The sequence below is a fragment of the Dyadobacter sp. HNCC25DJ184 genome (assembly GCF_056895215.1).
The window spans coordinates 320,150-332,639 of record NZ_JBXHAQ010000001.1 but is presented as its reverse complement, the minus strand read 5'-3'; the positions used below and the strand labels follow the sequence as shown (position 1 = coordinate 332,639).

Sequence of the window (12,490 nt, the reverse complement as noted above, 5' to 3'; positions counted from 1 at the left end):
AGAGCGTATGAGGTGCGTCTTAATATTGAATTTACTTTTTTCGATTAATTACATCGTTTAAACACTTTTCGTTTGGCATTTTTGAAGCAGCTAGTCGGTTTAACCAACTATTTGTAAACAATATATAAAATGTCAACTTCATTAATTTTTATTATCCTGCTATCCGACATTATTGCCATAGGAGTTGGGATATTTGCCGGCAAATATATCTTCCAGAAGTCGTTTGACCAGAAAGAAAAAGAGGCCCAGGAAAGAGCGGCAGAAATACTAAGCAATGCCGAAATCTCGGCCGAAAATATCAAAAAAGACCGCATCCTAGAAGCCAAAGAGAAATACCTACGCCTTAAATCGGAGTTTGAGGAGGACGCTAATAAGAAAAGAGGTATTCTTCAAAGCAACGAACAAAAGCTGAAACAACGCGAGCAGACCCTGAATCAAATGCAGGAAACTAACAAGCGCCGCGAAAACGAGCTGGATGCGATAAAGACGACGCTGAATCAGCAACTCGAAACTTCTGCGAAAAAGAAAGAAGAGGCTGAGAGAATGCTCCAACAGCAAGTTTCCCAACTAGAAAAGATAGCCAGCCTTACCGCAGAACAAGCCCGCGAACAATTGGTAGATGCCCTGAAAGCGGAAGCCGAAACAAGAGCCGGATCTTACGTAAAAAGTGCGATGGAAGAGGCTCGTCTTACCGCTACAAAAGAAGCTAAGAAAATAGTGATCGAAACGATTCAGCGTACGGCTGCGGAACATGCAATTGAAAACTGTGTTTCAGTATTCAATATTGAGAACGATGATATCAAAGGTAAAATCATCGGTCGTGAAGGCCGTAATATCAGGGCTTTGGAAGCGGCAACAGGCGTTGAAATTATTGTAGATGATACCCCGGAGGCGATCGTAATCTCAGGTTTTGATCCGGTACGTAGGGAAATCGCGAGACTTTCATTGCACCGTCTAGTTCAGGATGGAAGGATTCACCCTGCACGTATTGAAGAAGTTGTGGCCAAGACCCGTAAAAATATTGACGACGAAATCGTTGAAATTGGTGAAAGAACAGTTATCGATTTAGGTATCCACGGCTTGCATCCGGAGCTTGTTAAAATGATCGGCCGCATGCGTTTCAGGTCTTCATATGGTCAGAATTTGTTGCAGCACTCGCGTGAAGTAGCCAAGCTTTGTGCTACTATGGCGGCAGAATTGGGATTGAACACCAAGCTTGCCAAAAGAGCCGGATTACTACATGATATTGGTAAAGTTTGGCCTGAGGAATCAGACCTCCCGCACGCAGTATTGGGTATGGAACTTGCGAAAAAATATAAGGAAAACCACGAAGTGTGTAACGCGATCGGAGCTCACCACGATGAAATCGAAATGACTAGCATGTTGTCTCCGATCATCCAGGTGTGTGATGCGATATCAGGCTCACGCCCGGGAGCGAGAAGAGAGATGATGGAGTCATATATCCAAAGACTTCGCGATCTGGAGAATCTGGCACTGTCATTTGATGGCGTGGAGAAATGTTACGCAATACAGGCAGGTAGAGAGCTTCGTGTAATTATTGATGCTGAGAACGTTTCGGATGAAAAAGCAGGCATGCTGTCATTCGATATATCTCAGAAAATCGAAAAAGAAATGCAGTATCCTGGACAAATAAAAATTACTGTTATCCGTGAAATGCGCGCGGTAGCTTACGCACGTTAATCCTCAACCGGCTTCATGACCTACACAACACTGAGTGCATCTGAAAAACTAGGTATCAGTACCCTTGGAGAATTAAAAAAGGCTGGTTATCAATCCTGTTCAGTAAAAGAGGAATTGCGTAATAACCTAATTCAGAAATTACGTAATAAAGAGGTCAATTTTCCGGGGATATGGGGGTACGAAGAAACCGTAATTCCTGATGTCGAAAGAGCTATTCTTTCGATGCATAATATCAATTTCCTGGGCTTAAGAGGGCAAGCCAAAACACGGATTGCCCGAATGATGGTCAATCTGCTTGACGAGTATGTGCCTTATATAAGCGGTTCTGAATTACATGACGACCCTTTGGTGCCGTTGACTTTGAATGCAAAGAACATCATTCAGGAGCATGGCGATCTTACACCCATCAGCTGGCTGCATCGGGATGACAGATATACAGAGAAGCTGGCAACGCCAGACGTTTCAGTAGCTGATTTGATTGGTGATGTGGATCCGATTAAAGCTGCATCTTTAAAACTCCCATATTCCGACGAACGTGTAATTCACTTTGGTTTGATCCCAAGATCGCACCGGGGTATATTTGTGATCAACGAATTACCCGACTTACAGGCCCGTATCCAGGTAGCTCTCTTCAATATTTTGCAGGAAGGTGATATACAGATACGTGGGTTTAAGTTGAGATTGCCGCTTGATATCCAGTTTGTATTCACCGCTAATCCGGAAGATTATACCAATCGTGGAAGTATTGTCACGCCACTGAAAGACAGGATAGAAAGTCAAATCGTGACGCATTACCCGAAAACACTTGAGGTAGGAAAGAAAATCACAGAACAGGAAGCGGTTGTTAAGGAGGCTCAAAAATCCATTGTCACGGTTAATGAACTTACCAAAACATTGATCGAACAGATTGCGTTTGAAGCCCGTGAAAGCGAATATGTGGATAGCAAAAGTGGTGTGTCTGCCCGTTTAACGATTTCAGCATATGAGAGTTTATTAAGTACTGCTGAACGCCGTGCTTTGATTAACGACGAAACCACTACATATGCCCGTATTTCAGACTTGTACGGGGTTATATCAGCAATATGTGGTAAAGTCGAGCTGGTATATGAAGGCGAAGTTGAAGGCCCCGTTATTGTTGCTCAAAACTTGATCGGAAAAGCAATCAGAACACAGTTTCTCAATTACTTCCCGGATCCTGAGAAAAGCAAAAAAAGCAAAATCAATCCATATGCGAAAGCAATCGAATGGTTTGGCGCAGGCAATTCAATGGAAATGCCGGCGGATATGACGGACAGAGAATACTCTGCCAGATTGAAAACCATTGAAGGCCTGGACGACTTTGTCGATTTGCTCAGTACCATTTCAGATCCATCAGAAAAATTATTCATGATGGAATTTGCATTGCATGGTATGGCTGAATTCTCGCTCATCGGAAAACAGTCCCTCGATCAGGGTATGAAGTTTCAGGATCTGGTAAGCAGCATGTTTACCGGCCCCGGTGAAGATGATGAGGATTATGATTTCGACGATGACGACGAAAAACCATTTTGAAAATTATAAATTGATGTTAACGAAAAAACCTGCTGATGCAGGTTTTTTCGTTGTAGGGCCTATTCCTGATTAGTCAACTTTCCTGCCCATATTCAAACTCATCTTGAAACATAGTTGTCCCCATACGCCTCGTAACATCGCTTTGAGTGAAAGCATCATCAGAAAAATTGTAGAAACTATTTATGTATTGCTACATAATTTAACTATCATTATGGGATAACTAAGTTGTGGTATATACGTTTATGAAATATTAATATTTCATAATTTCTTCTACATAACTGTTTTGTGATAACCTACCCCTTTATTCCAATGAAAAAGCTTGACCCGACCGCGTTCCCAGTCTGACATCAGAATAACAATTCTTTCCTCCTGTCGACCCTTCATCTTAATATAGATAGGATGTTAAAAGATACAAAAATGCTGGCAGCCTCCAGGCTTCAGTACCTCCCTGCATCATGGTATTGAAACTGATCGTATAGCCTCATTCCGAGGTTCAAGAAATCAACTTATCATAGTAACGCTCAGTATTCTAGAAATTTAAGACCAATCCGTTATCATAAAGTATGCCACGGCATGCTTTTTGACCTCCATTAACAAAAACCTCACCTTTCGCAATAATCTACGTTATGATCCTCAAAAATCTTCTGATTGCAACACTACTGTGTACAATTTTCAACTCTTACGCCCAACCCTCATCCACGAAGGTCTCAATCAAGGGCGAGGATTTTTACATTAATGATCAAATCACTCTCAAAGGCAAAAGTTATAAAGGCATGAATTTGCAAGGGCTTTTACCTAACTCACGCATGGTACAGGGCACATTCGATGATAAAAATTCCGCGACCCGAAGTCGTTGGAAATATCCGGATACAGGTGTGTGGGATGCGGAACGTAATGTAAAAGAATTTGTAGAGGCTATGCCACTTTGGAGGGCTAACGGACTCCTAGCCATTACAGTTAATTTTCAGGGTGGAAGCCCTCAAGGATATTCGGGTGCTCAACCCTGGCATAATTCAGGATTCAATGCGGACGGGTCACTGGACAACGCCTACCTGAACAGACTGGAACGTATCATCAAAAAAGCGAACGAATTGGGCATGGTCGTCATGGTCGGATATTTTTATTTCGGCCAGGACGAAAGAATAGAAGATGAAAAAGCGGTGATTGCGGCGGTTAGAAATTTGACTGAATGGCTGCTTAGATCAGGAAATCAGAACGTTCTTGTTGAGATCAATAATGAGTGCGACCTTCGATATGACCATGCTATTTTACAGCCTGCGAGAGTGCATGAGTTGATGAACCTAGTGAAATCTATTCAGCTTGATGGCCGCCGACTTCCTGTATCCACAAGCTTTACAGGCGGAGAGATTCCGACGAATAATGTTCTTACCGCCTCTGATTACGTTCTGCTTCACGGGAATGGTGTGGGAAATCCGGCGGAAATTGAGAAAATGGTCAAAACAGTGCGAAGCAATGTGTTATATGCCGGTCAGCCGATTGTTTTTAATGAAGATGATCACTACAATTTTGATAAACCTGCTAACAACTTTCTCTCCGCTACCAAAATGCATGCTTCCTGGGGCTTTTTTGATTTCAGGAGGACAGACGAAGCTTTGGTGGAAGGATATCAAAATCTGCCAGTAGATTGGGGAATCAATAGCGACAGAAAGAAAGCTTTTTTTGGGTTGCTCAGCACAATGTCTGGCTGCAGTCCGATTAGCACCCTGTCATGCGAAAATCTCCAGGTAACACTTCCTTTCAGTTTGAACTTCGATGCAAGTGTTGAAGGAACTATTGTGGATAAAAATGGCGCAGGAACAGGTTTTACTATGATCGCCTCCTATTCCGGATCGCGCCTCACCCAAGATGGTACGCCGACCAATGCGAATGTTCCAGGCTATGAACCGTCCAAACTAACTGTAACCAGTGGTCGTTTGCAAGTTATAACCAACAAAGGGATTGGACATTTGACGAATAATAATCAACTCAATACGCTTGGTGTACAGGTGAACAGCCAGGAAAAATTGCAATTGGAGACTACAATAGTCAGTCCTTTTAATGGCGGGGCAAGTCAACAGGCCGGTTTGTGGTTTGGTCTGACTGACAAAACTTTCATAAAACTGAATATATCGGCCAACAGAGTCGAGTTGCGTAAAGAAACCAATGACACCTCAAGTGACGTCTCAAGCACTACCAACCCAGACCAACGGATTACGGGAACTATCTCTAATCTCAATACAAGAACCGTGCGCTTACGTCTGATCATCGATCCGGCCACCAACACGGTAGAAGGTTTTTATTCCACAGACGGATCAACGTTTGTCAATGTAGGATCGGCATACCCCGCCAAAACTTTGAATATATCTGGAATGGGGCTGACTTCAGGTACCGCGTATGCAGGGATTTTCGCCACGCATAGGAATTCAGCAACGCCGGTTACCTACAATTTTGAAGATTTCAATATAAAGTCTCTCAACTCGAGCAGTAATGCTCCTGTATTTTCTTCCAGCACGTACAACAATTCTATTCCCGATAACGTCGCTGTGGCATCAGTGGTCGGAAGTGTAAAAGCAACTGATGCCGATGGTGATGCAATTACTTACGACATCATTTCCGGCAATACTAATGGAGCGTTCTCGATCAACGCCTCGACAGGTGAAATAAGGCTTGCCAAAGTTGTTAACAGCCACAAGCAGAATAACTACGTATTGGCAGTCCGTGCATCAGACGTAAAGGGTCTTTCTGCCAATGCTAATGTAAATATTGACGTGACTATTGGGACTACGGCTCCAAATTACAATGCTTTAAGCTGGGGTACAGTCGCCGGTCAGCCATTCGGAACGCATGAAGCACATGGAGAGGTTGTTAATGGCAGGATATATGTATTTGGAGGATTTGACTCAAAAAAGCAACCGACCTTTACACCCACCAAGCGTTCTTATGTTTATAATCCCAGTAATAATTCATGGAGCGCAATCGCAGATTTACCTCACACTCCAACGGGTACAGATTTCGGCGGTATATCCCATGAGGGGATGACATCGGATGGTACCGATATTTACATGGCAGGAGGATATACGTCCAATGCAAATGGTACAGGACAAATTTTTGGCACAAAGCAGGTTTGGAAATATAACGTTGCCTCAAACACTTACTCAGCCTTGCCCGACCTGCCTCACGAACTCGCAGCAGGTCAGCTGCAATACCTAAAAGGCAGAATTCATTACCTGGGAGGAGCTGATAAAGCACGTAAAGATGTCGCGGTTCATTATGTATTGAATTTAGACAGCCTTGAGGCCGGATGGAAAGTTTTAGCGCCAATATCTGATGCACGGAATCATCCTGGGACAGCTGTTTATAATGGAAAAATCTATGTAATCGGCGGTTCCCATGGCCAGAATACTCAGGCGATAACCCAAAAAATAACTGAGGTTTACAATTCTGATAACAATACCTGGACGCGTCTCGCCGATATGCCTATCGGGTTGGATCATATCAACTCCTCAACAACCATTTTAGGCGATCGTATTATTGTTCTTGGAGGACAAACCTCACATAATGTACCATCCTCGAAAGTATATGCATATTCTCCGTCCTCCAATTCCTGGACAAGCCTTACGCCCATACCCATCGCCAGAGCTGCCGGCGTTGCTGTGGAGCTGAAAGGAGCAATTTATTACATAGGAGGCAATTTCTCCCCAGTCAGTCGAAAAGCAACGCCGATAACTAGTAGTCAGAGCTCCGCAAGATTGACATTAGCAGAAACAGAAGAAACGCGATCCGATGAGATTATTAAGGTGTACCCTAACCCGGCAAAAGGCGAGAAAATACAAGTCAATATTACTCAGCAAAATCAAAAGGAAAAGATAAAATTGAACCTGATCGATATGCTTGGACGTATTCACGAACAACAAAACCTCACTACCGATGACCAAGGAAACGCTAGCACGAGTCTCAAATCATCCGAACGGTTACCAGCAGGTTTGTACTTACTTCAAGTACAAACATCTGATGGTACGGTTACGCGAAAAATGGTTGTAGATTAATTCGCCCCCCCACGCTTATCTTGTCAAACTACAGCAGTTAGATATAAATGAAAAAACCTGCGCTATCGCAGGTTTTTTCATTTATATAAGAACTGAGCCAATAGCCTCCCTTATTCTGGAGAACCATCGTCTTTAATATTAGGCTCGCTCAGGTCGATCAGGGTTTCCGGATCGCCATTTACTTTGTCTCTCACCTTAGCTTCCAATTCGTCCAGCAACTCAGGGTTATCTTTTAATAATGCTTTTACTGCATCTCTTCCCTGACCTAATCTGTTGCCATCATAGCTAAACCATGAACCTGATTTTTTGATAATTTCAAGCTCTACCCCCAAGTCAATCACCTCTCCCACTTTGGAGATACCTTCACCATACATGATATCAAATTCTACTACTTTAAACGGAGGAGCTACTTTGTTTTTCACGACTTTCACTCTCGTACGGTTACCCAGAATCGCGTCCGCACTTTCCTTGATCTGTCCAATACGACGGATATCCAAACGAACCGACGCATAATATTTCAATGCATTACCACCTGTTGTAGTTTCCGGATTTCCGAACATTACCCCAATCTTTTCACGCAGCTGATTTATAAATATACAGCAGCATCCGGTCTTGTTGATGACCCCAGTAAGCTTTCTAAGTGCCTGAGACATCAATCTTGCCTGAAGACCCATTTTGCTCTCTCCCATCTCACCTTCCAGCTCAGCCTTCGGAACCAATGCGGCTACGGAGTCAATTACTATGATATCCACCGCTCCACTGCTGATCAAATGTTCGGCAATTTCCAACGCTTGCTCACCGCTATCTGGCTGCGAAATCAACAAATTACTGGTATCAATTCCCAACTTCTCTGCGTAAGTTCTGTCGAAAGCGTGTTCCGCATCGATAAATGCTGCTAAGCCTCCCTTACGTTGTGCCTCAGCAATACAATGCATAGACAACGTCGTTTTACCTGATGATTCAGGTCCGTAAATCTCCACAACCCGACCTTTTGGCAATCCACCCACTCCCAGTGCAAGGTCAAGTCCGAGCGATCCGGTCGAAATAACCGGGATATCTAAAACTTTGGTATCACTCAGGCGCATTACAGTGCCTTTGCCATATGCCTTGTCCAGTTTTTCAAGCGTGGTCTGCAATGCTTTCAGCTTGTTATCCTTATCCGATGTTACTTGTGCTGCCATAAAGGTCTTTTCTGTTTTTATTTTTTAAATAGCCATGATCGGCATCCTGCCAACGCCGGACTATGTTTTAATCCGGTGTAAATTTATTTCTTTTTAACAGTATAACAATGTCTTAATAACATAAAAACTCAATTTTGATTCAAAAAGTATCATTTAAATTGATATTTCAGGTATCATAAATTAATATTCCGTGCACGATCCGCTCAATACCAACAAAACCCTCCTTTTCGACTGATGATTCTCATCTTTTTTATTTTCACCCCTATTTACTTTTGTACCATATTATCGTAACTACTTATTAAACTTACTTCGTGATTATCCTTATTTTCTTCATTGCGCATTGGTACTTATCGTTACTCATGCAAACTTTTTTCCTCCACAGATACGCGGCACATAAGATTTTCACCATGAGTCCGAAGTGGGAGAAATTCTTTTACACTATGACCTGGGTATTTCAAGGTTCTTCTTTTTTGAGTCCGTATGCATATGGAGTAATGCACAGGCTGCATCATGCCTATGCAGATACTGAAAACGATCCACATTCACCGTCATTCTCCAACAGCGTGATGGACATGATGTGGAAGACGAAAAATTATTACAATAACATTGTTGACCGAACGGATACGATCGAGCCTAAATTCAAAAAGGGAGTTCCGAATTGGCCATTTATGGAAAAGCTTGGCGACAGCTGGATATCCCGAATTGGCTGGGGCACCCTGTATGTGCTGTTTTACATTCAATTCGCGACAGCGTGGTGGATGTTTCTGCTTCTTCCGATCCATTTTTTGATGGGTCCGGTCCACGGCGTTATTATTAACTGGTATGCACACCGTTACGGTTATGTTAATTTTAAAGTGGACGACACTGCCAAAAACCTGCTTCCGTTTGACTTCCTGATGATGGGCGAATCTTACCATAACAACCATCATAAGTACGGCGGAAGGGCAAATTTCGGTTTCAAATGGCATGAGTTCGATCCTACTTACCCATTTATTCTGCTCTTAAATAAAGTTAAGATCATCAAGTTGAAGCCAAATAATGATCTTAACTATATGTAAATACTAAAACTAGCGATATTTTTGTTTGTTAAAGGCCGGTTGAAACTGGCCTTTTTCTTTACACCGCTGGTTCAATGTTCAAAAAAATAATTCTTGTAATTGCAGTTTGCCTTTTGGGTTTGGGTATTTACCAGCGCGACTTGCTGAGCTATGGATATATGCAAGCAAAAGGACAGCTTTCGATTCTCCGAAATGTTCAGCAAGTTTCAGATGTACTGAAAGACCCAAACTATCCTGAAACGCTCAAACAAAAAATAAGGCTGATCGAAGAAATCAAGAAATTCGGCGTCGACTCCCTGGGGCTGCATCCTTCAGACAACTACACTACCTTTTACGATCAGCACGACAAACCTTTGATATGGGTTCTGACGGCATCTCCACGATATAAAATTGAGGCCCATAAGTGGGATTTCCCGATTATCGGCAGCTTCCCTTACAAGGGCTATTTTGATTCTACACGAGCTGTTTCTGATCAGCAAATTTTCATCGCGCAGAACATGGATACTGATATCGGCGATGTATCAGCCTGGTCGACGTTAGGGTACTTTAAAGACCCTATTCTATCGAGTATGCTAAAGCGTAGGGAGGGTAGTCTGGCCAATTTAATTCTTCATGAATTAACACATGGAACACTTTTTGTTAAAAACAATCTGGAACTTAACGAAAATCTGGCCAGTTTTATAGGGGATTATGGCGCAATCAGATTTCTTAAGTTCAAATACGGAACTGAATCGAAAGAATTAAAAGACTACGAATTTTCAAAAAAATATAACGACGCCTATTCCCAGCATATGCTGCGGGCAATCAAAGAACTGGATAGTTTATATCTGTCTTTTGGTGAAAATCAAAGCCCGGATCGTTATAAAGATTCGTTAAAGAAAAATACGATCAGCGGAATTGTGGCTAACATTGACACATTGATGGGAGGAAAGGTGAAACCGAAAAATAAAAAGTTCGATTCCGACGTTAATCTTCCCAATAACGCGGTGTTTATTAGTTACAAAACTTATAAATCGAAGCAAAATTCGTTTCGGAATGAGTTTGAAAATACTTTCAAAAGCGATTTTAAAGCATACTTTTCCTATTTACAAAAGAAGTACCCTTCGATATAGAACACTCACTAAATGAAGAGATCATTATTAGGAATTCTTATTATATCTTGTGTTTTTCTGAGCTATAAGCAATTTGAGGCCAATAGAACTGTGGTGAACAATAGCTTCGGAACCGGGGAAAGAGTAGAATACAGGGTACACTACGGGTTCATTAACGCGGCTGAAGCAAGGGTTGAAATTGCCAAAAATGTGGCTATGGTGAATAATCGACCATGCTTTAAAATCAGCGCTACTGGCCGTACGACAGGAGCTTTTGACCTTATTACAAGAGTGAGAGACACTTGGCGTACCTATCTGGACACGACTGCAATTCTGCCCCGAATGTTTCAAAGAAGTATTCAGGAAAATAAGTATCGCAAGGAAGAAACCGTGGTTTTTAACCATACATCGGATCAGGCCATATCGACCGTTAAAGACGAAACTAAAACATATAACTGCCCGAACAATGTACATGACATTATCAGCGGGTATTTCTTCTTGAGAACAGTGAACTTTGCTTCGTTTTCAGAGGGCGACATCATTGAAGTACCGACTTTTTTCGACGGTGAAATATACAAGTTGAGAGTGAAATATGGCGGTAAGGATGTCATCAAGACAAAATTCGGTAAAGTCCGTGTAATCCGGCTCAACCCTATTATTCCTGAAAACAAGTTTTTCAAAGGCGACAACCCCATGAAACTTTGGGTATCAGATGATGCAAACCGAATTCCACTGAAAGCCGAAGTTCAATTGATGATCGGATCGTTGGAAATGGATATCAAGTCGATTAAAGGTCTTAAAAAACCGATCGACTTTCAGGACTGAGAACGGGATCGATCCCGTCGCCAGCGCTGAAATTGTTTCAAAGGAGCTGGAAGATTATTCATATGAACCCGAAGATAGGAAATGGCTTTTGCTCCAAAGCTTTCATAAAATGCCGCAATAGACGGCACATCGGGACTTTCGAAGTCAAACAGCAAATCGCGTTCAGCATTGGCTTTGACAAAGTTGTTCAGCAACCAGCTGCGCGCGTTGCCCTCTCTTCCCTCCTTGTTTGCTGCGTTAAAAATATAAATAACCCGGCCATTATATTCCATTAAAACGATACCAGCGCAGTAATTTCCATTCTGCGCGGCATATATCACTTTAACATCACAAAACTTACCAGCTATCTCCAAAAGCCGTCTTAATAACTCATATGCGGTAGGACTAACTCCACCATGAATTTTATTTTCATGATTTTTACGGAACATCTCCAAGATTGGGTTCAGATTCTTGTCCTCATATACCTCCCAAGTCCAATCATTTGCCCGTTTGATATTAACTTTTCTATCCTTTGAGAAGTTACCAAAAATATGTGTGTATGATTTTGACAGATCCAATAGGTGCGAGTAATGAATATCAGTCTCCAACTTGGGAAAGCTCCCTGACCCGGATATAATCTGCTCCGTTTGATCAGGATTGAAGTGATAGGAAGAGATATAGGAAAAGGTGGAAACCAGTGCATTCTTGAAGCTATTAATCGTCTCCAGCGGCAAATCTGATTTTGAAAAAAGACCCAGATATTGGCAAAACAAAGGTTGCTGAACCACGCGAAATCCCAATTTCCTAAGAACTGGAATCGGCATAACTACTTGATAGTCTGACGATGAAGGCCAAACAAAAGCTTCCCATCCGGGGCTAACAGTATCCAGATACCAGGAGAGAGCATATACCAGAGATTGTCTGCTTTCATAAATTAGCCGGTCCCACTTCCCATCATCAATTTCGGATCTGGAAAGTAAAATCGGCTGGTTGGACATATCCATGAGTTTTACAAACCGTTGTGTTGGAAAACAAACTTATGAATATCGTTGCTAATC

At 42.3% G+C, this 12,490-nt stretch carries 8 protein-coding genes; 6 read left to right on the top strand and 2 right to left on the bottom strand.

From position 1 onward, the window contains the following. Positions 1 to 129 precede the first annotated feature (129 nt). From rny to AC1XUD_RS01280, 3 genes are all read left to right on the top strand, one after another. Positions 130 to 1,701, top strand: coding sequence for a ribonuclease Y (gene rny / locus AC1XUD_RS01290; RefSeq protein ID WP_483359126.1), 1,572 nt, complete (start codon positions 130 to 132; stop codon positions 1,699 to 1,701). A gap of 15 nt (positions 1,702 to 1,716) precedes the next feature. Continuing rightward, a complete protein-coding gene (locus tag AC1XUD_RS01285; protein ID WP_483359125.1) occupies positions 1,717 to 3,252 on the top strand; it encodes a P-loop NTPase family protein in 1,536 nt (511 codons plus the stop codon). A gap of 806 nt (positions 3,253 to 4,058) precedes the next feature. Then, a complete protein-coding gene (locus AC1XUD_RS01280) occupies positions 4,059 to 7,298 on the top strand; it encodes a cadherin domain-containing protein (protein WP_483359124.1) in 3,240 nt (1,079 codons plus the stop codon). A gap of 110 nt (positions 7,299 to 7,408) precedes the next feature. Here AC1XUD_RS01280 and recA read toward each other — a convergent pair whose 3' ends face one another. Beyond that, positions 7,409 to 8,479: a recombinase RecA gene (gene recA, locus AC1XUD_RS01275; protein WP_483359123.1), complete on the bottom strand. Its 1,071-nt coding sequence runs from the start codon at positions 8,477 to 8,479 to the stop codon at positions 7,409 to 7,411. A 311-nt stretch (positions 8,480 to 8,790) separates the two neighbouring features. Here recA and AC1XUD_RS01270 point away from each other — a divergent pair, with 311 nt between their 5' ends. From AC1XUD_RS01270 to AC1XUD_RS01260, 3 genes are all read left to right on the top strand, one after another. Next, positions 8,791 to 9,537: an acyl-CoA desaturase gene (locus AC1XUD_RS01270; protein ID WP_483359122.1), complete on the top strand. Its 747-nt coding sequence runs from the start codon at positions 8,791 to 8,793 to the stop codon at positions 9,535 to 9,537. A gap of 74 nt (positions 9,538 to 9,611) precedes the next feature. After that, positions 9,612 to 10,649, top strand: coding sequence for an aminopeptidase (locus tag AC1XUD_RS01265; RefSeq protein ID WP_483359121.1), 1,038 nt, complete (start codon positions 9,612 to 9,614; stop codon positions 10,647 to 10,649). Between the two features lie 12 nt (positions 10,650 to 10,661). Next, positions 10,662 to 11,453, top strand: a complete 792-nt coding sequence (locus tag AC1XUD_RS01260; protein ID WP_483359120.1) for a DUF3108 domain-containing protein — start codon at positions 10,662 to 10,664, stop codon at positions 11,451 to 11,453. On the opposite strand, the gene AC1XUD_RS01255 is transcribed toward AC1XUD_RS01260, so the two are convergent. Further along, a complete protein-coding gene (locus AC1XUD_RS01255; RefSeq protein ID WP_483359119.1) occupies positions 11,444 to 12,436 on the bottom strand; it encodes a hypothetical protein in 993 nt (330 codons plus the stop codon). The two genes, AC1XUD_RS01260 and AC1XUD_RS01255, sit on opposite strands and share 10 nt — an antisense overlap. Between the last annotated feature and the right edge of the window lie 54 nt (positions 12,437 to 12,490).

Excerpts from the sequence above, each read along its gene's own strand:
- rny (WP_483359126.1), top strand. The coding sequence starts at position 130 with ATGTCAACTTCATTAATTTTTATTATCCTGCTATCCGACATTATTGCC.
- AC1XUD_RS01285 (WP_483359125.1), top strand. The coding sequence starts at position 1,717 with ATGACCTACACAACACTGAGTGCATCTGAAAAACTAGGTATCAGTACC.
- AC1XUD_RS01280 (WP_483359124.1), top strand. The coding sequence starts at position 4,059 with ATGGTACAGGGCACATTCGATGATAAAAATTCCGCGACCCGAAGTCGT.
- recA (WP_483359123.1), bottom strand. The coding sequence starts at position 8,479 with ATGGCAGCACAAGTAACATCGGATAAGGATAACAAGCTGAAAGCATTG.
- AC1XUD_RS01265 (WP_483359121.1), top strand. The coding sequence starts at position 9,612 with ATGTTCAAAAAAATAATTCTTGTAATTGCAGTTTGCCTTTTGGGTTTG.
- AC1XUD_RS01260 (WP_483359120.1), top strand. The coding sequence starts at position 10,662 with ATGAAGAGATCATTATTAGGAATTCTTATTATATCTTGTGTTTTTCTG.
- AC1XUD_RS01255 (WP_483359119.1), bottom strand. The coding sequence starts at position 12,436 with ATGGATATGTCCAACCAGCCGATTTTACTTTCCAGATCCGAAATTGAT.